This is a genomic window from Ferrimonas futtsuensis DSM 18154 (assembly GCF_000422645.1).
GTDB lineage: Bacteria > Pseudomonadota > Gammaproteobacteria > Enterobacterales > Shewanellaceae > Ferrimonas > Ferrimonas futtsuensis.
The window spans coordinates 255,078-279,175 of sequence record NZ_AUGL01000006.1 but is presented as its reverse complement, the minus strand read 5'-3'; the positions used below and the strand labels follow the sequence as shown (position 1 = coordinate 279,175).

The 24,098-nt window shown below is 60.5% G+C and carries 21 protein-coding genes; 13 read left to right on the top strand and 8 right to left on the bottom strand.

Features of this window, described 5'->3' with window-relative positions:
- The first annotated feature begins 150 nt into the window (after positions 1 to 150).
- The 3 genes from G505_RS0104955 to G505_RS0104945 are packed head-to-tail and all read left to right on the top strand — an operon-like array spanning position 151 to position 2,359.
- A complete protein-coding gene (locus G505_RS0104955) occupies positions 151 to 936 on the top strand; it encodes a hypothetical protein (protein WP_157509046.1) in 786 nt (261 codons plus the stop codon).
- Positions 937 to 947: 11 nt separating this feature from the next.
- Entirely contained in the window at positions 948 to 1,730 is a 783-nt protein-coding gene (locus G505_RS0104950; RefSeq protein ID WP_035385081.1) for a glucosaminidase domain-containing protein, read from the top strand.
- Positions 1,730 to 2,359 (top strand): DUF2987 domain-containing protein, encoded by a 630-nt coding sequence (locus tag G505_RS0104945; RefSeq protein WP_028108568.1) that lies wholly within the window; start codon positions 1,730 to 1,732, stop codon positions 2,357 to 2,359. Before G505_RS0104950 ends, G505_RS0104945 begins: the two co-directional genes overlap by 1 nt.
- 9 nt (positions 2,360 to 2,368) lie before the next feature.
- On the opposite strand, the gene G505_RS0104940 is transcribed toward G505_RS0104945, so the two are convergent.
- From G505_RS0104940 to G505_RS0104915, 6 genes are read right to left on the bottom strand one after another with little or no spacing between them, the layout of a single operon-like run.
- Positions 2,369 to 3,490, bottom strand: coding sequence for an acyl-CoA dehydrogenase family protein (locus G505_RS0104940; protein WP_028108567.1), 1,122 nt, complete (start codon positions 3,488 to 3,490; stop codon positions 2,369 to 2,371).
- Complete coding sequence (locus G505_RS0104935) at positions 3,487 to 4,320, bottom strand: SDR family oxidoreductase (RefSeq protein WP_028108566.1); 834 nt, start codon at positions 4,318 to 4,320, stop codon at positions 3,487 to 3,489. Before G505_RS0104935 ends, G505_RS0104940 begins: the two co-directional genes overlap by 4 nt.
- Before the next feature lie 9 nt (positions 4,321 to 4,329).
- Entirely contained in the window at positions 4,330 to 6,240 is a 1,911-nt protein-coding gene (locus G505_RS0104930) for an acetyl/propionyl/methylcrotonyl-CoA carboxylase subunit alpha (RefSeq protein ID WP_028108565.1), read from the bottom strand.
- Between the two features lie 9 nt (positions 6,241 to 6,249).
- Entirely contained in the window at positions 6,250 to 7,401 is a 1,152-nt protein-coding gene (locus G505_RS0104925; RefSeq protein WP_028108564.1) for an acyl-CoA dehydrogenase family protein, read from the bottom strand.
- 32 nt (positions 7,402 to 7,433) lie between these two features.
- Positions 7,434 to 9,041, bottom strand: coding sequence for an acyl-CoA carboxylase subunit beta (locus G505_RS0104920; protein ID WP_028108563.1), 1,608 nt, complete (start codon positions 9,039 to 9,041; stop codon positions 7,434 to 7,436).
- Positions 9,028 to 9,915 carry an SDR family oxidoreductase gene (locus G505_RS0104915; protein WP_028108562.1) on the bottom strand — a complete coding sequence of 296 codons (888 nt, stop codon included), beginning with the start codon at positions 9,913 to 9,915 and terminating at the stop codon, positions 9,028 to 9,030. Before G505_RS0104915 ends, G505_RS0104920 begins: the two co-directional genes overlap by 14 nt.
- 153 nt (positions 9,916 to 10,068) lie before the next feature.
- Here G505_RS0104915 and G505_RS0104910 point away from each other — a divergent pair, with 153 nt between their 5' ends.
- Together G505_RS0104910 and G505_RS0104905 are read left to right on the top strand one after the other, a co-directional pair.
- Positions 10,069 to 10,689, top strand: a complete 621-nt coding sequence (locus G505_RS0104910; protein ID WP_028108561.1) for a TetR/AcrR family transcriptional regulator — start codon at positions 10,069 to 10,071, stop codon at positions 10,687 to 10,689.
- A gap of 119 nt (positions 10,690 to 10,808) precedes the next feature.
- On the top strand, positions 10,809 to 12,572 hold the full coding sequence (locus tag G505_RS0104905) for an acyl-CoA dehydrogenase family protein (RefSeq protein WP_028108560.1): 1,764 nt from the start codon (positions 10,809 to 10,811) through the stop codon (positions 12,570 to 12,572).
- An 84-nt stretch (positions 12,573 to 12,656) separates the two neighbouring features.
- Here the strand turns inward: G505_RS0104905 and G505_RS0104900 are convergent, their stop codons facing one another.
- Positions 12,657 to 13,952, bottom strand: coding sequence for a nucleotidyl cyclase domain-containing protein (locus tag G505_RS0104900; protein ID WP_028108559.1), 1,296 nt, complete (start codon positions 13,950 to 13,952; stop codon positions 12,657 to 12,659).
- Positions 13,953 to 14,216: 264 nt separating this feature from the next.
- On the opposite strand from G505_RS0104900, the gene cydH reads away from it, so the two are divergent.
- From cydH to G505_RS0104885, 3 genes are all read left to right on the top strand, one after another.
- Positions 14,217 to 14,309: a cytochrome bd-I oxidase subunit CydH gene (gene cydH / locus G505_RS22985; protein WP_157509044.1), complete on the top strand. Its 93-nt coding sequence runs from the start codon at positions 14,217 to 14,219 to the stop codon at positions 14,307 to 14,309.
- A gap of 251 nt (positions 14,310 to 14,560) precedes the next feature.
- Complete coding sequence (gene pssA / locus G505_RS0104890; protein WP_028108558.1) at positions 14,561 to 15,901, top strand: CDP-diacylglycerol--serine O-phosphatidyltransferase; 1,341 nt, start codon at positions 14,561 to 14,563, stop codon at positions 15,899 to 15,901.
- Between the two features lie 213 nt (positions 15,902 to 16,114).
- Entirely contained in the window at positions 16,115 to 17,308 is a 1,194-nt protein-coding gene (locus G505_RS0104885) for an amino acid aminotransferase (RefSeq protein WP_342662880.1), read from the top strand.
- Between the two features lie 23 nt (positions 17,309 to 17,331).
- Here G505_RS0104885 and G505_RS20605 read toward each other — a convergent pair whose 3' ends face one another.
- Positions 17,332 to 18,246 carry a glycosyltransferase family 2 protein gene (locus G505_RS20605; protein WP_051215899.1) on the bottom strand — a complete coding sequence of 305 codons (915 nt, stop codon included), beginning with the start codon at positions 18,244 to 18,246 and terminating at the stop codon, positions 17,332 to 17,334.
- A 253-nt stretch (positions 18,247 to 18,499) separates the two neighbouring features.
- Between G505_RS20605 and G505_RS0104875 the strand changes: the two genes are divergently transcribed.
- The 5 genes from G505_RS0104875 to G505_RS0104855 are packed head-to-tail and all read left to right on the top strand — an operon-like array spanning position 18,500 to position 24,074.
- A complete protein-coding gene (locus G505_RS0104875) occupies positions 18,500 to 19,645 on the top strand; it encodes a glycosyltransferase (RefSeq protein ID WP_028108556.1) in 1,146 nt (381 codons plus the stop codon).
- Positions 19,645 to 20,994: a lipopolysaccharide biosynthesis protein gene (locus G505_RS0104870; RefSeq protein WP_028108555.1), complete on the top strand. Its 1,350-nt coding sequence runs from the start codon at positions 19,645 to 19,647 to the stop codon at positions 20,992 to 20,994. The genes G505_RS0104875 and G505_RS0104870 overlap by 1 nt, the downstream gene beginning before the upstream one ends.
- On the top strand, positions 20,991 to 22,346 hold the full coding sequence (locus tag G505_RS20600; RefSeq protein ID WP_084643840.1) for an O-antigen ligase family protein: 1,356 nt from the start codon (positions 20,991 to 20,993) through the stop codon (positions 22,344 to 22,346). The genes G505_RS0104870 and G505_RS20600 overlap by 4 nt, the downstream gene beginning before the upstream one ends.
- Positions 22,324 to 22,992: an acyltransferase gene (locus G505_RS23445; RefSeq protein ID WP_051215897.1), complete on the top strand. Its 669-nt coding sequence runs from the start codon at positions 22,324 to 22,326 to the stop codon at positions 22,990 to 22,992. Before G505_RS20600 ends, G505_RS23445 begins: the two co-directional genes overlap by 23 nt.
- Positions 22,989 to 24,074, top strand: a complete 1,086-nt coding sequence (locus tag G505_RS0104855) for a glycosyltransferase (protein WP_028108554.1) — start codon at positions 22,989 to 22,991, stop codon at positions 24,072 to 24,074. Before G505_RS23445 ends, G505_RS0104855 begins: the two co-directional genes overlap by 4 nt.
- The last annotated feature ends 24 nt before the right edge of the window (positions 24,075 to 24,098 follow it).

The following is a 24,098-nucleotide window of genomic DNA, read 5'->3' as shown; positions in this document are numbered from 1 at the left end:
TGCCGGGAAGATCTGAGGAGGGTTACTGAACCCTGGCTGACACGGACTGCAACTTTGCTGTAACAGGGATTACGCCGGCGTGTATTCCCGGGTATAATGTTGGATTAACCTGTTGTTTTTAGCGAGCTACGCCCGTTTTTAATGCACTCTTTGAATTTAGTTTCCGTCCTGCGTGAGACCTTTTCCCTGGTCCGGCAAGACATTCGACCTCTTCTGTACGCCACCGTAGCCAGTGGCATTGCTATGGCCCTGGTGTTCTTTCTGTTCCGTTGGATCATCGAAAACCTCATGGGAATGCCGGTCACCATCAGCGTAGAAGATGCCTCCGCTTCCGAGGGCTTTATGATGCTTCAACTGGTGATGGTGGTGATCACTGCTCCGGTGGAAGCGGGCCTGGCTTTTATTGGCCTGCAGCGTGCACTGGGGCGCCCGTCCAGCGCGTCTGACATGCTCCGGGTCCTCCCTCTGACAGCCCCCCTGTTGTTGATCAGTTTGCTGACCGGCATGGTTGGCCAACTGGGCTTCGCCCTGTTCTTTATGCTCGGATTGGGCCTGATGGTGTTGCTCAGCCAGGCAAACCTCTACTATGTCATGAACCGCAGCAACCCGGTTCGGGCCATCATCGACAGCGCCAGGGTGATGCTGAAGCATCTGTTGCCCGCTTTTGGGGCCTACTCCCTGGCAGTGCTGGGGCTGGTGACCGCATTCTGGCCCCTGGCGATGGTGATGGGCGGCCAGGCTCAGGGTGAGGCCATCGATGGGATGACTCAATTGCTGGCGGCGGTGGTGACCCTGGTGGCACTGTGTTGGATGATCCCCTTCTTTTTCCAGCTCAAGGGTGTGCTCTACAAACACCTGTTCGTGACCGATGGCGAGTCTGAGGTGAAATCCGACACGACCACCGACGGTGACGGCAAGGGCCACTTCGAGGCCTAAGGAGAATCCCTATGAGACCCTTAGCTGGCGTCATTATCGCACTGGGCCTGGTCGCCCTGGTCATGCTCTGGATTGAAACCCAGATCGAGGAGGAGCGACCCCAGGTGGCCAGTTTGCCGGTTCAGGCCAATAAACCGGTCAGTGACCTGCCGGATTTTGCCGAAATCGCCGACGTAAAACAGAAGAAGCGTGCCTTCTTCAGTTACCTTCGTCCGACGGTGGAGCAGGTGAATCTGGAAATTAACGGTCAGCGACAGTTTCTGTTGCAGCTGAAGCAGCGTCTGGATAAAGGGCTGACCATCAGCGGCGCCCAGGGGGCCAAAGCGGAGCGGATTGCCCAGAAGTATGGTTATGAGCTGCGCCAGATCTCCACTGAGACTCTGGAGCCCCTGCTGGCCCGGGTTGATACCGTGCCGGTTGAGATGGTCCTGGTTCAGGCTGCCAACGAAACCGGCTGGGGCAGTTCCCGGTTTGCCCGAGAGGGGCTGAATTTCTTCGGTCAGTGGTGCTTTCGCGCCGGCTGTGGCCTGGTTCCCCTGGGGCGGGAAGACGGTCGCAACCATGAGGTGGCCAAGTTTGACTCCGTCGAGGAGTCGGTCAGCTCCTACCTGAACAATCTCAACACCAATCCGGCATACCAGGAACTGCGTCAGATCCGTTCTCAGCTGCGTGATGCCCAGATGGAGGTGACCGCAGCCAGCCTGATTCCCGGGCTGATTCGCTACTCCGAGCGCAAAGAGGCGTACGTGGATGAGTTGTTGAGTATGCTGGAAACCAATAAAAGGTATATGTAATGAAACCGATTACAGGGATGTTGTTGGCCGCCAGCCTGGCGATGCCATTCTCTGCCGGGGCGCTGACCCTGGACTACAAGGGCTTTTTCGATCGCATGGACAAGCTGTATCAGCCCCAGATCAACAAGCTTAAGCTGGTGTTCTACTTCAACAACCGCGAGCAGGGCACTCCCTGTCGGGTGCTGGATGGTCGCATTCTCCGCCACGAACGGGCGTTGCCGTTGCTGGTGGGGCCGGACCAACAGCTGCTGCTGCCGTTTGACCGCGACCTGCGTGAAAACGCTGCCTTGATTCAGCTGGAGCTGGAGAATGAGCAGCACTGCGATTTCGCCATGCAGATTCAGGCGGAAGTGCTGGAGCAGAAGAGCTTCACCGCAGACGAGCTGGCGGAGATCCGCGATCAGATGAACGCGTTGATGCGCTCCTACGCCGGCGTGGGTTTTGGTTGGCTGCAGCCTGAGGTTAAAGGGGTAACCCTGACGCTGGATGAAGGCACCCAGGTTTCGGTGAAGGGGAAGGGCAGTGTGCCACCAGTGGTGGATGGCAAGCTGTTGCTGACGCCGGAACAGTTGGGGGACGCCACCCTGATGCTGAGCGCGGCCCCCCACAGTGTCTCCCCCCTAATGTAGCTTTTCGGGTTACTGCTCAAGCAGGCATTTGGCGATGATCTCATTCATGATCTCCCGGGTGCCTCCGCCTATGGAGAGCAGCCGGCCGTCTCTGGCCAGCCTCTCCATGCCCGCTTCCCGCATGTACCCCAGTCCACCCAGGATCTGCACCCCCTGATGGGTGATGAAATCGCAGCTGTCCGTGGCCATGTTCTTGGCCATGGCGCTCTCCATGGCGCAGTTGTCTCCGGCGTCCATCTTTCGTGCCGCTTTTTCGGTCAGGCAGATGCTGGCTTCGAGGCGGGTGGCCATCTCTGCCAGTTTGTGGCGTATCACCGCCTTGTCGATCAGGGGCGAGCCAAAGGTGTTGCGTATGCTGGCGTAGGCGGCGGCTTTCTCCAGTGCCAGTTCCGAGGTGGTGTTGGCCATCACCGCCAGGTTTAGCCTCTCGCGAACGAAATTGGCCATCAGCAGTGCAAATCCCTGCCCCTCTTCTCCCACCAGCCTGTTTGCCGGAACCCGAATGTGATCCAGGTAGATTTCGGCGGTGTCGCTGGCGTGCCAGCCCATCTTCTTCAACGGGCTGCTGCGGGAGAGCCCGGGCGTATCGGCCTCCACCATCAGCAGCGACACGCCGCCCGCACCTTCGCCGCCGGTCCGAACCGCCAGGGTGAACAGGTCCGCCTGACACCCACTGGTGATGAAGGTTTTGGCGCCGGTGACCACATAGTGATCGCTGCACAGCTCTGCCCGGGTGGTGATGGCGGCGACGTCACTGCCGCCCCCGGGTTCGGTGACCGCCAGGGCGGCGATTCGATTGCCCTGGAGCACCGGGGGCACCAGCTCACGCTTGAGTTCCTCTGAGCCACCGGCGACCAGAGGGGGGAGGGCGATGCTGTGACTCAACAGGCCAGCCACCAGGCCGCCGCAGCCGGTGCGCATCAACTCCCGGGTCAGAGCCAGGGTCTCATCGACGGTGGCGGGCGTTCCCCCCAGCTCTTCCGGATAGCCCAGTCCCAGCAGGCCGGCCTCGCCGGCTAGCTGATAAAGTTCTCTGGGCAACCGCCCCTGCTGCTCCCACTGCTCCAGATTGGGACTGATGTGCCTATCGACGAAACGGAACACACTTTGGGCTATCTGCTCTCTGCTCATGACTCATCCAGAAACAGGTCGGTGAAAAATTGGGTGGCGCCCTCCTGGTAGGCGTAGTGATCAAACTGGGTCTGGCCAAAGCGGCGAAGCAGATCTTCATCGACCAGCAGTTCACCGGTGAGTTCCTCTGGAGGCTGGCTCAATATGGTGTAGGCGGCGTCTGCCATGATCTGCGGGGTACGGCTGACAGGAAACAGCTGCTCGCCACCGGCCTCATATTTCACCGCATCGGTGGCGATGGTGGTTCGGGGCCACAGTGAATTGACGGCGATCTTGTCCTGGCGGAACTCCTCGGCCATGCCCAAAGTCAGCATGGACATGCCGTATTTGGTGGTGGTGTAGGGACCGTAGTCCTTGAACCATTTGGGATCCAGGTTGATGGGCGGAGAGAGGTTCAGGATGTGACCGCCTCCGCTTTTGCGAATCAGCGGCACCAGGGACTGAGCACACAGCAGTACGGCTCGGTTGTTGACCTGAAACATCAGGTCATATTTGCGCACCGGCGTGCGCTCCACATTGGTCAGACGGATGGCGCCCGCATTGTTGATAAGCCCATCGAGGCGGCCAAACTCCGCGTCGACCCTTTCCGCCAGTTGTTGTACCGACGCCTCTTGGCGGACATCCAGTTGAACGGCGATGGCCTGCTGACCCAGGGCCAGAATTTCATCGCACACGCTGTGGATGGTTCCGGGCAACTTGGGGTGGGGCTTATCCGACTTGGCGGCCACCACGATGGCGGCACCATGGGAGGCGAGCTTCAGGGCCATGGCCCGGCCAATGCCCCGGCTGGCTCCGGTGATCACATAGACTTTTCCTTTCAGATTTAACATGATTTCTCCCTAATCCTCGATAGTGATCAATAACTGGTTGGTTTTTACCTGTTCGCCGACGCTGACCGCCAGTTGCACGACTCTGCCCGAGCGCCCGGCGTTCAGGGGCAGTTCCATCTTCATCGCCTCCAGAGTCAACAGAGGCTGATCCGTCTCGACCCAATCCCCTTCCTGCACCAACACCGATTGGATACAACCATCCATCAGGGCCCGAACCTGTCCGTCGCCATCCGCCGCGGCGCTGGCGGGGGCTGCCAATGTCCGGTCGGTAAACCTAAAGCCTTGCCCCTGCCAGCTCAGGGTGACCGTGTCAGGCTCCTGTGTGAACGCCAGGGTGCGACGGTGGTCGTCGATCTGGCAGACCAGTGTCCCCGGCCCCCGACTGAGTACCCTGATGGTAAAGCGGTCATCGTTCAGGCCCACCCAGGTGGCTTCTCCCTGGGGGCGCAGAGATAAGGTGTTGCTCTCCTTACCATAGTCCAGACTCAGGTTCAGGGATCGACAGGGGGGGCTGTTGCCGCAGAAAATCACCGAGGCCAGCGCCCAGAGCCAGGGTGGCGGCAGCGGAGGGGCGCAGGCCTGTGGATGGCGATCCAGCCAGCTGGTGTCCGTTTTGCCGGCTTGAATCACCGGGTCGGCCAGCAGTCGGCTCAGGTAACCCTGGTTGGTGGTGACCCCCAGCAACTGGGTGTGCTCCAGGGCTTGGCCCAGCCGCCTTAGTGCGGTGGCGCGGTCGGCGCCCCAGGCGATGACTTTGGCCAGCAGGGGATCATAATGTGTGCTGACGCTCATCCCCTGCTTCAGGGCATGGTCCACCCGCAGATGCGTGCCACAAGGCGCTGCCCAGTGGCGTATCGTTCCGGTGGCGGGCAAATACCCCTGACTGGGGTCCTCAGCATAGAGGCGTGCTTCCACGGCGCAGCCGGTCAGTGTTAGCTGCTGCTGGGTCAGAGGCAGGGGCCGACCTTCGGCCACGGCGATCTGCCAGGCCACCAGATCCTGGCCGGTGATCATCTCTGTGATCGGGTGTTCCACCTGGAGTCGGGTGTTCATCTCAAGGAAGTAGAAGGCTTCGTCGTCGGTGACCAGAAACTCCACGGTGCCTGCGCCCAGATAGCCACAGTAGCGGGCCAGGGCGATCGCCGCCTGGCCCATACGCCGGCGCAGAGCCTGGCTGAGCCCCGGCGCCGGGGCCTCCTCGATCACTTTCTGATGACGTCGCTGCAACGAGCAGTCCCGCTCCCCCAGATAGATGTGGTTGCCAAGGCTGTCGCTAAAGATCTGTAGTTCGATGTGACGCACCTGGGGGAGGGCGGCCTCCACGATCAACCGGTCACAGCCAAATGCTTTTAGTGACTCCGAGCGGGCCAGTTCGATCAATCCCGGGAGCTCCTCCTCAGAGTGGGCCAGCCTCATCCCTTTGCCGCCCCCGCCGGCGGCGGCCTTGATCATCACCGGCAGGCCGATGGCCAGGGCTTCGTCGGTCAATCTGGCCAGACTCTGATCGTCTCCCTGATACCCCGGAATGCAGGGAACGCCTGCCTCCAGGGCGGCCGCCTTGGCTCTGGCCTTGTCCCCCATCAGGCCGATCACCTCCGCCGAGGGGCCGATAAAAGTGAGCCCCTCCTGACGGCATCGGCGGGCAAACTCCGCCTGTTCCGACAGGAAGCCATAGCCGGGGTGAATGGCATCGGCTCCGGTGCATTGGGCCGCCCTGATGATGGCGTCCACATTGAGGTAGGAGTCGGCGGCGGGTGCTTCGCCCAGGCAGTAGGCTTCATCGGCCAATTCCAACACCGGCGAGTCGGCATCAGCCTCGGAGTAGACCGCCACGGTGCGGTACCCCTGGCCTCTGGCACTGGAGAGGATACGTGCGGCGATCTCGCCCCGGTTGGCCACCAACAGTGTATTGAATCCCATGGCGTTACCTCAGCGACGTTGGGGCAGGGTGCCCATGGCTTTGCAAATGATCCCCAGCATCACCTCGTCGGCGCCGCCACCGATGGAGCACAATCGCTGATCACGATAGGCACGGGCCACCGGGTTGTCCCACATAAAGCCCATGCCCCCCCAGTACTGCAGGCAGGCATCGGTCACCTCACGACAGAGGCGGCCTCCCTTGAGCTTGGCCATGGAGGCCAGGGTGGTCACCTCCTCGCCGGCGACGTGGGCGGCGGTGGCTCGGTACACCAGGGCCCGCAGGCACTCCACTTCGGTTTGCAGCTCCGCCAGGCGGAAGTGGACCGACTGATTATCCAGGATGCTCTGGCCAAACGCGGCCCGGTGACCGGCGTACTCTATGGTCTGGTTGATGCAGTTCTCCAGCATGCGGATGCACATGGCGCCGCCAAACAGCCGCTCCTCCTGAAATTGCATCATCTGCAGAGTGAAGCCGGCGCCCTCCTCACCGATGAGATGGGACTTGGGTACCCGGACGTCGTCGAAAAAGATCTGGGCGGTGTCAGAGCTTCGCATCCCCAGCTTATCCAGCCTGGGGGAGAGGCTGATCCCCGGGGTGTCCATGGGGACGATGATCAGGGATTTATTTTTGTGGGCCGGACCGTCGGAGGTGTTGGCCAGCAGGCAGAGGAAATCCGCCTGGGTGGCGTTGGTGATCCACATCTTGGTGCCGTTGATCACATAGTGGTCCCCGTCGCTGCGTGCCGTGGTTTTGATGGCGGAGACGTCGGATCCGGCATGGGGTTCGCTGACCGCGATGGCGGCCACCATCTCACCGGCAATGGCCGGGGCCAGGTAGCGGGTTCGCAGTTCATCGGAGCCAAACCTGGCCAGGGCCGGGGTGGCCATGTCGGTCTGCACGCCGATGGACAGCGGCACGCCGCCGCAGAGCGCCGCACCAATCTCCTCGGCAAACACCACCTGATAGCTGTAGTCCAGGCCCAGCCCTCCGAAGGTGGGGGGCTTGGTGATGCCAAGCAGACCCAGCGTCCCAAGTTTGCCCAATACCTCCCGAGCCGGGTAGATGCCGTCGCGCTCCCACTGCTCCACATGGGGATTGATCTCCTGGGCCACAAACTGACGGACCGTTTGCCTGAGTTGCTCGTGTTCCTGGGTAAACATCCTCTGTTCTCCTCATTGATTGGGCTCTGGGGTCAGAAGCGACTGACGCCGAAACTGTTGCTGCCGCCTTCCCGGTTAGGGGTGGTGAGGCACAGGTGCAGCAGCATGGCCAGGTGGTGGCGAGTGTCTCTGGGATCGATGATGGCGTCATCCCACAAACGGGCGCTGCAGGCCACCGGGGTGGAAGCGGCCTCCATCATGGCTTCGGTCTGTTGTTGCAGCGCATCCAGCTTCTCTTCGTCCACCTGGCCGGCTTTGACCATACGCGCCTGGGATACGCTGCGAAGAACCTGACCGGCCTGGGCGGGCCCCATCACTGCGGTTCGGCTGTTGGGCCAGGCCAGGATGAAGCGGGGATCCAGGCCTCGACCGCACATGGCGTAGTTGCCGGCGCCATAAGAGCCGCCCACCATCAGGCTGAGCTTGGGAACGGTGGCGTTGGCCACCGCCTGGATCAGTTTGGATCCGTGCTTGATGATGCCGCTTTGCTCTGCATCGGTCCCCACCATGAACCCGGTGGTGTTGTGAATAAACAGCAGGGGCAGTCCCGCCTGCTGGCACAACTGAATGAACTGGGCGGCCTTGCAGGCGCCTTTGGCGGTGATGGGACCGTTGTTGCCGATGACGCCGAGTTTCTGCCCCTCGATGGCGATGTGACCGCACAGGGTCTGGGCGTCGAACTGGGCCTTGAACTCGATAAAGTCGGACCCATCTGCCAGGCGGGCCAGCAGTTCCCTGACGTCATAGGGACGCTTGGGATCGTCGGGGACTATGGCCATCAGCTGGTCTGACTGATAACAAGGAGGGGCGCCAGCGGGACAAGCCTCCAGTTCGAATCGTGGGCACAGGAGGGGGAGCAGTTCCCGGGCCTGGCGGATGGCGTCTCTGTCATCCTCGGCCAGGTACTCGCCACTGCCTGCCTGGGACAGGTGCATCTCGGCGCCTCCGAGGGATTCGTCGTCGGCTTGTTCACCTGTGGCAGCTTTGAGCAGATGGGGGCCCGCCAGATACATGGTGGCCTGCCGTTTCACCATGATCACACAGTCGGACAACCCAGGCTGGTAGGCACCGCCGGCGGTGGCCGAGCCGTGAACCAGGGTGATCTGGGGGATGCCTGCGGCGGAGAGCCGCGCCTGGTTGGCAAAAGCACGCCCGCCTTCGATGAAGGTGTCGGTGGCGTAGTGGAGGTTGGCACCGCCACTTTGGGCCAGGGTCACCAGCGGCAGTCGGTTCTCCAAGGCGATCTGTTGCATACGCAGCTTCTTCTTCAGCCCCATGGGGGAGACCGTGCCCCCCTTGACGGCGTAGTTGTCCGCCACCACCACACAGGGGATCCCCTGGATTCGGCCAATGCCGGCGATGCAGCCGCCGCCGGCGCCTCGGCCATCGGTGTCGTCATCCATCTTGTATCCGGCCAGAGCCCCCAGCTCCAGGAAGGGGGCGTCCCTGTCGAGCAGCAGCGCCAACCTGTCCCTCGGCAGCAGCATGCCCCTTGCCTGATAGCGCTCACGAGCGGACTCGGCGGCGTCCTCAACCTTGTCCAGAATCTGCTGGATCCTGGCCAGCGCCTCGGTCATTGCCTGGCGATTGGCCCCGGCCTCCTGATTTGAGAGGTTGAGCCGGCTGTCAATTCTGCCCATCGTTGTCCCCCTGAAGCACCTTTGGGGACTGGGCCCTGTGGAAACCGTCAAACGGCTGGGTGTTACTGGCCTGTTTGCGGCCTATTGGCCAGGTCGCCGAGCCCAGCGAGGCGCCGCCATCCACCTTAATGGTGGCCCCGTTGATGAAGGCCGCGCCTGGTGAGAGCAGGAAAGTGACCGCCGCCGAGACCTCTGCCTCCGTGGCCAGCCTCTTCAGGGGGACCTGGGCCTGCAGCTGGGGGATCAGCGAACGCATCGGCTCCTCGTAGGTGTCCAGGCCGCTTGAGGCGACCCAGCCCGGGGCGACCGAATTGACCCGCACGCCGCTGTGGCCCCACTCCCAGGCGGCGGTTTTACTGAAGTTCTCCATGCCGGCCCGGGCGGCCCCGGAATGGCCCATACCGGGCATGCCATTATGAAAATCCGCGGTAATGTTGACCACGGCGCCTCCGGACTGCTTCATCCATTGACGGTAGCACTCCCTGGCCATCAGGAATCCGCCAATCAGGTTGGTATTGACCACGGCACTGAACCCCTTGAGGCTGATCTGCTCCAGGGGAGAGGGGAACTGGCCCCCGGCGTTATTGACCAGGCCGTCGATGCGGCCGTGCTGTTTGAGGATTGCCGCTATGGTCTGGACTACGCCGGGTTCATCCCGTATATCCAGGGCGTAAAGGCTGGCCTGGCCGCCATCTTGGCGTATCTCGCCACACACCTTTTCCAGTTTGTGGGGGGAGCGGCCAATGAGGACCACCTGAGCACCCAGGGAGGCCAGCTCGTGGGCGATGCAACGGCCGATACCGCTGCCTGCTCCGGTGACCAGTATCACCTCTCCCTGGAAAAGCTCCGGGTGGTAGATGCTCTGATAATGCATGGGGACTCCTTGTCCGTAGGCTGTCTGTATTGCTGCATTTTTAACCTAGCCTAGCAAGCGCTTGGTTTGCAACTCTGCGGGGTCGACGTTACTCTCTGAACAATCAAACATCGCGCCAGACAGTCGGGCGGCTATGGTCAACGCGGAGAAAAGATGACTCAGGGTGTGGAAAAATCACTGATAGAGCAGGGAGTGTTGGTGGACCCTCAGAGTGCCAGGGGCAGGCTGTTAACCCAGGCAGCAAGACTCTTCCGGCAAAAAGGGTATCAAAGTACGACAGTACGGGACCTGGCCAGTGCCGTGGGCATTCTGTCCGGCAGTCTGTTTCATCACTACCAGAACAAGGAAGCCATTCTTAAAGCGGTGATGGTAGAAGGGATTCATCACACCATGGCGAGAATGCGCTCGGAGCTGGCGGAGGAGCACACCACCCAGGGGCGCCTCAGGGCACTCATTGCCTGCGAACTGGACGCCCTCAATGGCGACTGGGGGGATGCGATGGCGGTGGTGATCAACGAGTGGCGCTTCCTGTCCGATGGTGGCCAGCAGGACATCCTGGCCCTCAGAGAGGAGTATGAACAGATGTGGTTGGAGATCCTCTATCAGGCCAGGAAAGAGAGGCTGATCACAGCATCCCCCAAAGTTCTGCGTAAACTGCTCTACGGTGCCATCACCTGGACCGACAAATGGTTCGACAGCCGTGGCAAGCTCAGTTACCAGGAACTGACCGACACCATTTTGCAGCTGGCAATCAAACCTGCCTCAGATCCCTAAGGGGTAATGGAGAAATCATTTTGCTCCATAGCCCCAAATTACCTTGATCTCCCCGCCATTATCTCTGAAACTAAACGGGTGTTTTAAATTCGTGTTTAATACCCAATCAGGAAGAAGAGATGCAATACAACGCCCCCCTTACCGAGATGCAGTTTCTGCTCAAGGATGTGTTTAAGGCGTCAGAGGTGTGGCAGTCCGTGCCCGCCTTGAGCGATGCCATCGATATGGATACCGCTGCCGCCATCCTGGAGGAGGGAGCAAAGATCACTCAAAACCTGATTGCGCCGCTCAACCGTGACGGTGATGAAGAGGGCGTACGCTTCGAGCAGGGCATGGTGTACACCCCCAAAGGGTACAAGGAGGCCTATCAGACCTACGCCGAATCTGGCTGGGTGGGCCTGTCCGGCGAGCCGGAGTATGGCGGCATGGGTATGCCCAAAATGCTCGGCGTCCTGTTCGACGAGATGGTCTACTCCGCCTCCAATGCCTTCGCACTCTACGGTTCTCTGACTGCCGGCGCTGCCCTGTGTATCGCCGCTCACGGCGATGAACACCTGAAGCAGACCTACCTGCCGAAACTCTACTCCGGCGAGTGGAGCGGTGCCATGGACATGACCGAACCACAGTCTGGCTCCGATCTGAGCCAGTTGCGCACCAAGGCGGTGGCTCAGGAGGATGGCAGCTACCTGCTGACCGGCTCCAAGATCTTCATTACTGGCGGCGACCACGATCTGACTGAAAACGTGGTGCATCTGGTGCTTGCCAAACTGCCCGATGCTCCAGGTGGCAGTCGCGGCATCTCCCTGTTCCTGGTGCCCAAATTCAAGGTGAACCAGGGCGGCAGCATCGGCGAAGCCAATGGCGTGAGCTGTGGTGCGGTAGAGCACAAGATGGGCATCAAGGCCTCGGCTACCTGTGTCATCAACTTCGACAATGCCCAGGGCTATCTGGTGGGCCGGGTGAACCGCGGACTGATCGCCATGTTCACCATGATGAATTATGAGCGTCTCTCCATCGGCATCCAGGGGCTGGGTTGTGGTGAAGCGGCCTATCAGCTGGCGGCCGATTACGCCCGTGAACGCAAGCAAGGCAAAGGCAGTGGCCGCGGATTGGGCGGCGAAGCCGATCCTATTGTGGTGCACGGCGACGTACGCCGGATGCTGCTGGACATCGCCTCGGTCACCGAAGCGGGCCGTGCCCTGTCAGTGTACACCGGCATGCAGCTGGATCTGGCCAAGCATGGTGAGGGTGAGGTTAAGAAGCAGGCTTCGACCCAGGTTGCCCTGTTGACGCCGTTGGCGAAAGCTTTCTTTACCGACAAGGGCCTGGAGTCCACCATCGCTGCCCAGCAGGTGTTTGGCGGTCACGGTTACATCCGGGAATGGGGCGTGGAACAGCTGGTTCGCGATGCTCGCATCGCTCAGATCTATGAAGGCACCAACGGCATTCAGGCGCTGGATCTGCTGGGCCGCAGGGTGCTGGGTGACAAGGGCCAGGCCCTGTCCGAGCTGAAGCGTCAGGCGGAGCAGGAGCTGGAAGGCCTCAGCGCCCAGTGGTTTGGTTATCGCACTCAGCTGCTGGGGCTGTTTGACGCGCTGCTGGAGAAGGCCGCCGAACTGGTGAACAGCAGCACCCGCAACGACGCGGTCAACAGCGCCGCCACCGATTACCTGCACGCCACAGGTTACGCCATCTATGGCTGGATGTGGCTGAAGATGATCAAGGCGGCGGAAGAGGGTGAGATGGAAGAGTCCTTCGTTGCCCGTAAGGGGATGCTGGCTCGTTACTTCTTCGAGCGTCAGCTGCCTCGGGCCGACTACCATCTGCGGGTGATCCATCAGGATCCCGAAGTGATCATGTCCATGCCCAACGACTGGTTCTGATTCAGTTTCTTGTAAAAACGGCGCCCGGGTGGCGCCGTTTTTTATGGCTTAAGCAGAACCCAAGGGCGGCTGCTTGCAGCCAGCCTAAGATCCCAGCTGAAGGGGGCCGGAGACCGCCTGAGGCTGCCAGATCGTGGCATGGCTGGCATCCAGCACCTCATCGATGTCACTGTCCCAACTGGTGATAAGGCGGATGCGCAGATTGTGGCTGATGGGCAGGGCTTCCAGGGGAGGGTCTTGCTTCAGCCGGGCATCCACCTTGGCGGCGATGGCGGTCAGCTGGTTTCGGGGCACCTCACCATGGTGATCGAAACAGGCGGTCAGCACCACCAGCTGATCGCCAAGACGGCTGACAAAGTCCTCTTTGCGTACCACATTTCGCAGCTGTTCGGCGCCCCAATTCAGCAACCTGGACAGGTGATCCTCACCGATGGGGTCCTCCCCCAGGCTGACAAAGTCGACAAACAGCAGGGCCGCGACCTCCTCTTTGCGCTGCAACCGGGCCAGCTCCTGCTCGATTCGACCGGCCAGCTGCTGAGGCTGCTCTTCGGCGGTAAACAGCGCGTCGGGCAGGGGGGGAGCTACGTTCAACAGAAAGCCTTCTGCCAGGCCGTGGATGGAGATAACCAGGGATTCCCTCTGGCCATCTGCCAGGGTGCAGATCTGTTGCAGGTGGACAGGCTGCTGGCGACTGATGGCCAGGTTGGCCCCGCTGACCTGGGGAAACAGCCGGCTGATCGGTTGATGGATCATGGCGTTGAGCGGACTGCCAAGCAGATGACTGAGTCCGGGGGAGGCCCACTCCAGGCGCTGCTGATCGTCGACAAAGGCCAGGGCCAGGGAAGGGTGCTGGGTAATCTTCTGCAGCCTGGCCAGTTCGCGGTGCTCGGCTTTCTGGCGGATCTCTGCCGATAGACGGCGGGCGGAGGTGGCCATCAGGGTTTTGGGCAGGCTGTGCTCCTCCACCAGATTGTTGTGCAGGGCAATAAGGTGATATTGGCGATGGTCCTGGGTGTCGCTGAGCCTTTGAGCCAGATAGCTCCTCACCGGCAGTTGCTGCAGCAAACCCCAATGGCCAAATCGACGCATGTTGTTGCTGAACACCATGAAGTCAGCGTGCTCTCCTGCGGGGTAGAGCAGACGGCAGGGCGCATCCTCCACAGGATAGCTGAACCCGGCCTTGGGGCTGCCGGCTTCGCTGATTGCCAACAGGTGAACCTGGGAATCAATCACCTCTGCCAGTGCTACCCAGGGCCAACCCTGAAGCCGGTACAGGCTCATTCCGATATGATGCAGCAAGGCCTCGCCCTCCGCCGGTTGGGCCAACCGGCGCCAGGCTTCAATCTCTTTCACCTTGTCGTGCAGGAGTTGGTTATCCATCGGCATCTCCCGTCCCAATGATCCCTGGGTAAAGTTCTAACGAGGTTGTTTAAGCTCTTGATACGGCTAGCATAGTATAATACCAATTGCATTAAATATCTGGCCATTCAGCTGAAATTTAACGGGTTGCAGGCAATCCAAATTCTGCTGGATCTGACGGATGGTTGCCGCACCGGGTCTCACCCCATCACCCCGTCAGCTTGATTCCTTTCACTCCCCTTGCCAATAATGACACTGAGCTCATGAACGAAAAGGAGAGAGACCATGAGTCAGGAGATGAAGTTTGCACTCATCAGCTCGGCGGCTATTTTGGGGGCAATTCTCGCCCTTGGACTGGTGGCCATTACTTACGCCTGAATCGGATGCCGGGTGACGTCCCGCAGCCAAGTGGGTCCTGGCATAGCTCAAAATCCGTTTTTTCTGTTCAGTAAATCAACATTTAGGCTTCTGTTGAAACCTCTGCTCTTGCCCGTCAATCAAGGGTTTGCTTTACTACTTGGCTAAATCGGACCCGCGTTTCTCCCGACTTACCCCCTTCACCCCCAGGTGCAAGGTAATCCGGGATACGCCTATGACCCATGCTATGGAGTACCGTCATTATCATGAAGATGGCGCCCTCACAGACCCCCGCCTGGCTGCACGAGTTGCCTGGTACGGCGATCAGTGCTGACAATCTCGAGATCCTGCTGGACACCGCCAGTTTTAAGAGTCGACTGCTGGAGGGGATACGAACTGCCAAGACACGCATCTATCTGGCTGCCCTCTATCTGCAGAACGATGAAGCGGGCAGGGAGGTACTGGATGCGTTGTATGAGGCCAAACAGGCCAATCCCGGACTGGATGTTCACGTGCTGGTGGACTTCCATCGTTCTCGCCGGGGGCTGATCGGCAAAGGCCCCCAGGTAGGCAATGACCAGTTCTATCGTGATACCGCGGCCCGTTACACTCACCAGATTGAGATTCACGGTGTTCCGGTGAAGAACCGGGAGTGGATGGGGGTGTTGCACCTTAAGGGGTTCGTCATCGACGATACCGTCTACTACAGCGGTGCCAGCATCAACAACGTCTACCTGCACCAGCAGGAGAAATACCGCTACGATCGATATCACCTGATCCACAGTCAGCCTCTGGCCGACAGCATGGTGAACTACATCAGAGACAACCTGATCGCCAGCAGTGCGGTGATCTCCCTGTTGTCGCCGCCCCTGCCGACCCTCAAGCAGATCAAGAGCTCGGTGCGTCAGCTGCGTCTGCGACTGGCCCGTGCCCGTTACCAGGTGGATGGTCAGCAAGGCGACGGCGCCATGATCTTCCCTCTGTCCGGTTTGGGCCGCACGGAAAACCTGCTGAACAAAACCATTGAGCGTCTGCTGGGCGAAGCCCGGGAGCGGGTGTTTATCTGCACGCCCTATTTCAACTTGCCCAGGCCACTGATGGCGGCCATCTCCAAGCTGATGAAGCGTGGCATCAAGGTAGACCTGGTGGTTGGCGACAAGACCGCCAACGATTTCTACATTCCGCCGGGTCAGCCTTTCAGCCCAGTGGGCGCCTTGCCCTATCTGTATGAGCAGAATCTGCGCCGGTTTGCCAAGCGCCACCGCCGGGCCATCGATGCTGGATTGCTGAACCTGCGCCTGTGGCTGGATGAGGGGCACAGCTATCATCTTAAGGGGATGCAGATTGACGATGATTACTATCTGCTCACCGGCAACAACCTCAATCCCAGGGCCTGGGCCCTGGATCTGGAAAACGGCCTGCTGATTCAGGATCCCAAGGGGGAGCTCACCGAGGCGTTCACCCGGGAGCGGGAGGCGATCCTGACTCACACCAAACGCGTGAACAGCTATGATGCCCTCGAGAGCCTGGACAGTTATCCGGATCCGGTGAAAAAGTTGCTGAAGCGGCTTCGACGGGTGCGGGCGGACCTGCTGCTCAAGCGGATCCTCTGATCGGTTGACGCAGTCAGGCGCATAAATAGTCAGAAACGGCCGACAGAGGCTGATCTCCTCCGACCAGAGATGGTCAGGATTTCAAAAAGTTATAGATAACCCATCAAATCCGTTTGATGGGTTGTTTTTTTGGCCCTTCGGGGGTGACGGCGGTGCCAAAAAAGCGGGTAAGGTGATATAACTTAGGCCACCACTTACCCTCGAAGAAGCTGCATAATGTTTGAGAACATCCCCCAAGCCCCTGCCGACCCCATTCTTGGCCTGAACGAGGCCTTTAAAACCGATCCCCGTCCCAACAAGGTGAACCTTGGTGTCGGTGTGTATAAGGACGCCGAAGGTCAGACCCCTGTACTGAAATGCGTCAAGAAAGCGGAAGCCAGGCTGCTTGAGCAGCAGAAGACCAAGAGTTACCTCTCCATCGACGGGTTGCCTGAGTACGCTGCCGCCGTTCAGGCTCTGCTGTTTGGTGCCCAGAGCGCCATCATCAGTGGTCAAAGAGCGCGTACCGCCCAGGCTCCGGGAGGTACCGGCGCACTGAGGGTGGCGGCGGACTTCGCCAAGAACAACCTGGACGCCCGCAAGGTGTGGATCAGCAACCCCAGCTGGGCCAACCATGCGCAGATCTTTGAAGCCGTCGGCTTCGAAGTGGCCTACTACCGCTACTACGATGCCGAGTCCAAGAGCCTGGACTTCGCTGGCATGAAGGCGGATCTGCAGGGGATCGAAGCCGGCGATCTGGTGATCCTCCACGGCTGCTGCCACAACCCCAGTGGCATCGATCCCACCGAGGCTCAGTGGTCTGAGCTGGCGGACGTGGCCAAAAACCGTGGCTGGTTGCCCCTGTTTGATTTTGCCTACCAGGGCTTTGCCACTGACGTGGAAGAGGACGCGACCGGTCTGCGCCTGTTCGCCGATCGTCTGCCTGAACTGCTGGTGGCCAGCAGCTTCTCCAAGAACTTCGGCCTCTACAACGAGCGCACCGGCGCCTTTACCCTGGTGGCCAGCGACAGCGATGAAGCCAATCGTGCCTTTTCCCAGGTCAAGAAGGTGATTCGGGCCAACTACTCCAATCCGCCGGCCCATGGTGCCATGGTGGTGGCCACCATCTTGGCGGATGAGGAACTCAAAGCCCTGTGGCTGGAAGAGCTGGCTGGCATGCGTCAGCGCATCAAAGAGATGCGCACCGACTTTGTGGCTCGTCTCAAGCAAGCGGGTGTGGCTGGCGACTTCAGCTTCATCGAGCAGCAGAACGGCATGTTCAGCTTCTCTGGTCTGAACCCGGACCAAGTGGCGGCACTGAAGGAGGAGTATGCCATCTACATCGTCCGTTCAGGCCGCATCAACGTGGCCGGCATGACTGAAGCCAATATCCAGTACCTGGTGGATGCCATCGCCGCCGTGCTGTAACGGCGTAACAGAACCACCTCCTATCAGGGCCGGCTGCTGACCATCTGGATCATCAGCCGGCCCACTCGTTTTACCCCTCTCTCATCGTAGCGGTTCCAAAGTGCCTTGAGCTGATACATCAGTGCCCGGCCAAACTCCCTTTGCTCCTGATACCACTCCGCGTAGCCCAGGTTGATTCGTGCCACGGCGCTGTGAATCGCCGCCGGGTGCTGGCCAAAGTCGGTCTTGTGGCGCTTTAGGATTTCGGTCATGGCGTTCAGCCGTTTGAGCCTGGCCATGGAGATGGAGCCTGGCCGCATCAGGTAGTCGCAGTGACAGTCGGGCAGGGCGATGGTGGGGTACGCCTTGGCGATTTTCAACCAGAGTTCCCAGTCCGACGCCGATGCCAGCCGGGTATCGAACCCTCCCACCGCTTCGATCGCCTGTCGTCTGGCCATCACCGTGGAAGTGCCGACCACATTTTCCGCCAGCAGCTGCTGTGGGGTGATGTAGTTTGGCAGAACCGGAGCGTAGCGGCGGAAGTCTGGCCAGAAGCTGAAGCAGTCGATGATCGACTCGCCGTCAGGCTTGACGTGCATGTAGTTGGTGAAACACATCGCCGCCTCTGGCCTGTTCGCCAATGCCTGCCACTGCTGCCGCAGTTTGTCCGGGCGCCAGGTGTCATCCGCATCCAGAAAGGCCACCCAGTCGCACTGAGTCAGGGCGATGGCCGCATTGCGAGCGGCGGAGCAGCCCACCCCCTCCAGCCGAAGACTGTGCAGCCTGGGGTGAATCATCTTTTGCCGCTGAAGCCACTCGGTGGTGCCATCGTCTGAGCCATCATCCACGACCCACACCTCTCTGGCGGGCAACGACTGTGTCCAAACCGAGGCCAGGGCGAGGGGTAAGAAGTTCAGACAGTTGTGGCTGGGTATTACGACACAGATACTGGGTTCCATATGGCAACTCCTGTGGTTTGTGGTGCCAGAGGCACTGCAGGATGAGTGCCATGGAGATTAACCATCTGAATCTAAAGAATAAAAAAATTTGCAGTTCGCCGTTCACCGCCGTTTGACCAACATAGGCTCTGAATTTTGCAGAATGCAAAGAGCCTGAAGGGTATCTTATTTAGTCCATTTAAATCAGTGCCTTAAATTTTGGCCCACTTCTTGTTTGTGTCAGGCAACAGCCCACATACGCCAGGAGCGGTCCATGAAAAGCATCGCCTACGTCATCCCCAGTTTTCCCGTGTTGTCTGAAACCTTTGTGGTCAACGAGATGAGCGCCATGGCCGGTCTGGGTCACAGGATTCTGCCCATAGCCCTGGAAACCTGCCCTCAGGTCGACAATGACCTGCACCGTCACTGGATGCGCCATATGGTCACTCCCTGGAATACCGATGCGCTCTCTCTGGGGGCGGAGTTGATCAAGTCGCCCTTCAGGCCCAGCTTGTGGCAGTTTCTTGCCAGGCAAAGTGGCTTCAGCATTGGGGGCTTACTGCTGTTGGGAGCGCGCATTGCGGCTCAGGCCAAAGGGTGCGATCACATCCATGCCCATTTTGCCCAGCACAGCGCAGCGGCGGCCATAGTGGCAGCGCGGCTGCTTGGGGTGACCGTCTCCTTTGTCGGCCATGGCGCCGATGTCTATCGATCTCCTGCGGATCTGGAGCTGAAACTGCGCCACAGCGATCTCTCCATAGCCGTGTGCCGGGAGATGCGCGAGATGTTTTCGCCTCACTGCGGAGGGATCACCGCACTGGTGCCTTGTGGTATCGACACCAGAAAGTTCGGGTGTACCTCAGCTGCTCAGAAGCCAAAGCGTCTGCTGTTCGTAGGACGCCTGGTTGAGAAGAAAGGCCTGGACACCCTGCTGATGGCAATGGCGCTGATCGCCGATCCGGATCTTGAACTGGATGTCGTCGGAGAGGGCCCCCTGAAACAGCAGTGGCAGTCTCTGGCCGGGGCGATGGGCCTCACCGGAGTGCGTTTCCTTGGCGCTCGCCCCCAAAGCTGGCTGGCCCGGGAAGGGGGCAACTACCTGGCGATGGTCGCGCCATACCGGGTGGCCAGAGATGGTGACCGGGACACGGGCCCGCTGATCTGCAAAGAGGCGATGGCGATGGGATTGCCGGTGATCGCTTCCAGCCTGATGGGCCTTAAGGAGCTGGTGTCCTCCCGTACCGGCTTTCGGGTCCGCCCCGATGATCCCCAGGCTTTGAAGCGGGCAATTCGCGGCTTGCTGAACCTGTCCGAGGCTCAGAGGACGAAGCTGGGTCTGAAGGGGCGCGAGAGGGTCAGGCGACACTATGAACTGAAGCACCAGGCTCGGCGCCTCTCCTCCCTGGTGGAGGCGCTGTGATGCTGGGGCGCACCTTCGGCCATTACGCCATCGCCGGTGTCAGCCAGAAGGCGGTGGGTCTGGTGCTGATCCCCATAACCGCCCACTTTCTGGGGGCCCAGGGGTATGGTCAGCTGGCGCTGCTGGTGGCCCTGGCCAATCTGGGGAGCATCATCGCGGCCCTGGGTCTGCCCGAGTATCTGCAGCGCTACGCTTATCGCCGTGTGAATTGCCATCAGGGGGCTGTGCTGGGGGCCCGCTGGGCGGTGATTCTGTTGCTGATCTCGCCGTTGCTGGCTTGGGCGCTGTCCACCTCCATGCCCGGAGACCTGCGTTGGAGCTGGGTGCAGTGGTTGTTGGTGAACCTGGCCCTGGGCGCCCTGTTGGGATTGCGGCTGGTTCTGCTGAGGGTGGCCAACCGGTCCGGTCGATATCTGGCCCTGATCGCCTTACATTCCGGGTGTCATCTGGCCCTGACCCTGTTTGCCCTGCTCACCGGCCTGGGACCTGGGGGCATGATGGCCGCCGGCGCCCTGGCCACCCTCATCGCCCTGGGGCTGGAGGCGGGTGGATTCTGGGGGCGCCTGGTGTTGCGTCCAATACCCAGTATCAGGCCGATACTGGCGTACAGTCTTCCCCTGGCGCTCTCTCTGGCGGCCACCTTTGTCCTGAATGGCTATGAACGCCCCTGGCTGGCCCAGGTACTCTCTCTTGAACAGCTTGGCGCTTACGCGCTGATGGCCCAGCTGAGCTTGCTGCCGGCCTACGCCATGGAACCTTTCATGCTTTGGTGGGGCCCGAAACGACACGTGCTGGCCAGTCAACAACAGTGGGATGAGATTGCCCGCTGGGTGGCTCTGGCGTGTGTTGGCCTGATGCTGATGATCGCCCTCGCTGCGCTGATACTGCCCCCTCTGATTGTCATCCTGTTTGACCCGGAGTTTCATTCGGCCATAGAGATCCTTCCCTGGCTGTTGGCTGCGACACTGTTTCGCCAGCTGTCCGCAATGATGAACCTGGGGCTGTATCACCGCAGCACGGGGAATCTGCCGCTGTGCCTGAACCTGGTGCTGGTGGTACCGGCGTTGGTGCTGATCCCCTTGGTGATTCAGGCCTGGGGAGCCCAGGGGCTGGTGGGGCTGATCACCGGGCTGATGGTGGCCAAATTTTTGATGACGCTGTTGATTAGTCAGCACTTGATGAAGTTGCCTTACGCTTACCCCGTGCTGGTGGCAACGCTGTTGCCTCTGCTGGCGGGATTGGTCGGCTCCCCACTGTGGTTGGGACTGGTGGTCGTCTTGAGCCTGCTCATTCTCATCCGGCGATCCGGAACCGGCCGTGTCTTCGCTCTGGCGGAAGGGACAAAATGAACCGAGTCTTGCTTGCGCTGGCGTGCGCCATCCCGGTTTCTTTGCTGGCAACGGCAGAACCGCGGGTCCTGGCCCTGGGCTGGGCCGCCGCTTTGGGGATGCTGGTGATGGCCCGCGTTCCGGTGATCTTCTGTCTGGCCTTTGTGATCTTGTCGACCTTTCGCCTCCATGAGTTGGACCCCAGGTTGGTGTCACTTCGACTGCCTCAATTGCTGGCGATGGCGTCCCTTGCGGTCTTAATCTGGCAATTGCTGGTGGTCAAATCCGCCAAAATGCTGCTGTACCGCGAAGCCTGGTTGCTGCTTGCTCTGTTTGCGGTGACCTCCGTGGGGATGCTGTTGGCGACCAACTTTGGCCTGGCATTTGGCTATTGGAGTGGAAACTGGGTGAAGGTGGTGCTGATGTGCCTGGCGATCTCCTGGCTGCTTCAGGACCGCCGGCAGTTGGCCACGGCTGGCTGGCTGATCATCGCCTCCGGTGCCCTGGTGGCTTCGGTGGCGCTGTACAACAGTGCTCATGGGTTGGAGACGGTTGAGGGCACACGGGTCACCATTGGCCGCAGTTGGGGCTCCATGCTGGGTGACCCCAATGATCTGGCCCTGGTGCTGCTGCTGCCCATGAGTTTTGCCCTCAACCGGGCACTGGCGCCCCTGCCGGGGAGATGGCCGGCCATCGCGACTCTGACCGCGTTGATCTTTGCGCTGCTGGCGACCCAGAGCCGGGGTGGTTTGCTGGGGCTGTGTGCCATCACCGGTTGCAGCATGTTGCTTCGCTATCGGCTGCCAAAGTGGGCCTGGCTGCTCGCGCCTGTGGCTCTGCTGGTTTTGATGAGTCTGGCCGGGATCAGTGACCGCCAGAGCGGCGGAGCCGGGGAGAGTGGCATCGATGAGTCCGCCATGGGCAGGCTCTATGCCTGGCAGGCTGCCATCTCCATGGGGGTGTCACACCCGCTGTTTGGCGTGGGCCTGGATAACTTCTATTCCAACTACTTCTTCCACTCATCCCATTGGGATGGTCGTAATCATGCGGTGCACAGCAGCTGGTTCCAGGTGCTGGCCGAAGCAGGCGTCCTGGGATTGATGGTTTTTGTGGGCTTTGTGTTGGGTCTGATACGGCGCGCCCGACGCCTGCACCGGACCCTGGCCACAGGGGGGGACGCCGAGGCACTCAGTTGGGCGTCAGCGCTCTATTCGGGGCTCATCGGCTTTGCCGTCAGTGCCACCTTTCTGACCCAGGCCTTTACCTGGCCTCTCTACGTCATGGCAGCCCTGGTCTGGGCTGGCAGTCGAATCTACCTGAGGGCTCCTGAGCCTTCCCGAGGAGGAAGTCATGCTTCTTACACCTGCGCTTAAACAGAAGTTGCGCCCCTGGTATCACAGAGTCCGGGGTTTTCAGGTGCCGCCTCTGGCGCTGCTCTACCGCCCCCTGGACTGGATCTTGACCCTAACCGGAATGGTGTGTCGCGAAATGGGGCGCATTATGCTGTGGACCCCGATTTTCAGGAGCAAGATCCGGGGCGGCGAGGGGATTTTTCTCTATTCGGGTCAACCTCAGATACTGGGCCCCGTGGCGGTTGAGTTGGGCAGGGGGTGTCGGGTCAGCGGTGTGTCCACCCTGTGTGGCCGTCCCGGGTCAAGCCTCAAGGTGGGGGACAACGTGGACATAGGGTGGCAGAACACCATTGCCTGCGGCACCCGTGTGGTCCTGGGAGACAATGTCCGGTTGGCGCCGAGGGTGCTGCTGGCGGGCTATGCGGGTCACCCTCTGGAGGCGGACGCCAGAGCGGCAGGAGAGGCGGAGCGTCCGGACCAGGCGAGGGCGATAGTGCTGGAGCGCGACGTCTGGCTGGGCACTGGCGTCATGGTGATGGCCGGCGTCACCATAGGGCGCGGCACTGTCGTGGCGGCGGGCTCTGTGGTGACTCGGGATCTCCCCGAAGGGGTGCTGGCAGGGGGCAATCCTGCCCGGGTCATTCGTCCATTGGAGGAGACAGTATGAAACCAAGGATGCTGATATTTGGTGAAGACTGGGGCCGCCACCCCTCAAGCAGCCAGCACCTGGCCCTGGCGATCCAGCACCAGGTGGAGATCACCTGGGTAAACTCCATCGGTCTGCGACAACCTCGATGGAGCGATGTTGGCCGGCTATTGAGTAAGGGGCTTGCGTCCGGCGCACACAAAGGCCAGCAGGCGCCCTTTACCGTCATTGCGCCAAAGCTCTGGCCCCTGGCCAGCCAAGCTTGGATACAGTCGTTGAATCGTCAGGTGCTGAAGTCTCAACTGGCCGAACACGGCCCGTTTGATTACGTCTGGTGCGCGCTGCCCAGTGCCGTGGAGTACCTGGACCTGTTTCCTGAGAGCCAGGTGATCTACTACTGCGGTGATGACTTTGATGCCCTCTCCGGCGTCGATCATTCCAAGGTGGCGCCACTGGAGCGGCGCCTGCTCAAGAAGGCCCACCTGGTGTGCTGCGCCTCCCAGGCCCTGCAGCAGAAATTGGGCCCTGACTCCTGTCATCTGCTGCCCCATGGGGTGGATCTGACCCACTTTTCCAGGCCTCAGGAGCGTCCGGCCGATCTTCCCTCCGGGCCGGTTGTTGGATTCTATGGGGCACTGGCGCCCTGGCTGGACTTTGAACTTCTGGCTGAACTGGCGGATCTGATGCCTGAATGCAACCTGGTGCTCATTGGCCCTAATCTGGCCTGTCCCGGTGACTTGTTGCAACGGCCCAACGTTCATTGGCTGGGTCCCAGGAGCCATCAGCGGCTCGCTGCCTACGCACAGCACTTCGATGTTGCCCTGCTGCCTTTCAGGGACTGCCCTCAGATAAAGGCCTGTAATCCGTTGAAGATGCGAGAATATCTGGCAGCAGGGTGCAGTGTGGTCTCCACCCGGTTCGATGCGGCCATGGAGCAGGCTGGGGTGGATGTCACCTCGGGCAGGGAGGCGTTCCTGGGACAGGTGTTGATGCGACTGATCCATCCTGCCTCTCGGGTCGAGCAGCGAATGTCAGTCATCGGCCAGGGGTGGAAAGACCGTGGCGATCAGCTTTTGCGACTGTTGCAGTTTGCAAGGGGCTAGATAGGGTTCAGTTTAACATGTTGA

Coding starts and splice junctions, on each gene's coding strand:
- G505_RS0104935 (WP_028108566.1), bottom strand. CDS start 4,320: ATGTTAAATCTGAAAGGAAAAGTCTATGTGATCACCGGAGCCAGCCGG.
- G505_RS23445 (WP_051215897.1), top strand. CDS start 22,324: ATGCTTCTTACACCTGCGCTTAAACAGAAGTTGCGCCCCTGGTATCAC.
- G505_RS0104875 (WP_028108556.1), top strand. CDS start 18,500: ATGAAAAGCATCGCCTACGTCATCCCCAGTTTTCCCGTGTTGTCTGAA.
- G505_RS0104910 (WP_028108561.1), top strand. CDS start 10,069: ATGACTCAGGGTGTGGAAAAATCACTGATAGAGCAGGGAGTGTTGGTG.
- G505_RS20605 (WP_051215899.1), bottom strand. CDS start 18,246: ATGGAACCCAGTATCTGTGTCGTAATACCCAGCCACAACTGTCTGAAC.
- G505_RS0104930 (WP_028108565.1), bottom strand. CDS start 6,240: ATGGGATTCAATACACTGTTGGTGGCCAACCGGGGCGAGATCGCCGCA.
- G505_RS20600 (WP_084643840.1), top strand. CDS start 20,991: ATGAACCGAGTCTTGCTTGCGCTGGCGTGCGCCATCCCGGTTTCTTTG.
- G505_RS0104925 (WP_028108564.1), bottom strand. CDS start 7,401: ATGTTTACCCAGGAACACGAGCAACTCAGGCAAACGGTCCGTCAGTTT.
- G505_RS0104915 (WP_028108562.1), bottom strand. CDS start 9,915: ATGCATTATCAGAGCATCTACCACCCGGAGCTTTTCCAGGGAGAGGTG.
- G505_RS0104900 (WP_028108559.1), bottom strand. CDS start 13,952: ATGGATAACCAACTCCTGCACGACAAGGTGAAAGAGATTGAAGCCTGG.
- G505_RS0104940 (WP_028108567.1), bottom strand. CDS start 3,490: ATGAGCAGAGAGCAGATAGCCCAAAGTGTGTTCCGTTTCGTCGATAGG.
- cydH (WP_157509044.1), top strand. CDS start 14,217: ATGAGTCAGGAGATGAAGTTTGCACTCATCAGCTCGGCGGCTATTTTG.
- G505_RS0104855 (WP_028108554.1), top strand. CDS start 22,989: ATGAAACCAAGGATGCTGATATTTGGTGAAGACTGGGGCCGCCACCCC.
- G505_RS0104870 (WP_028108555.1), top strand. CDS start 19,645: ATGCTGGGGCGCACCTTCGGCCATTACGCCATCGCCGGTGTCAGCCAG.
- G505_RS0104905 (WP_028108560.1), top strand. CDS start 10,809: ATGCAATACAACGCCCCCCTTACCGAGATGCAGTTTCTGCTCAAGGAT.
- G505_RS0104945 (WP_028108568.1), top strand. CDS start 1,730: ATGAAACCGATTACAGGGATGTTGTTGGCCGCCAGCCTGGCGATGCCA.
- G505_RS0104950 (WP_035385081.1), top strand. CDS start 948: ATGAGACCCTTAGCTGGCGTCATTATCGCACTGGGCCTGGTCGCCCTG.
- G505_RS0104920 (WP_028108563.1), bottom strand. CDS start 9,041: ATGGGCAGAATTGACAGCCGGCTCAACCTCTCAAATCAGGAGGCCGGG.
- pssA (WP_028108558.1), top strand. CDS start 14,561: ATGGCGCCCTCACAGACCCCCGCCTGGCTGCACGAGTTGCCTGGTACG.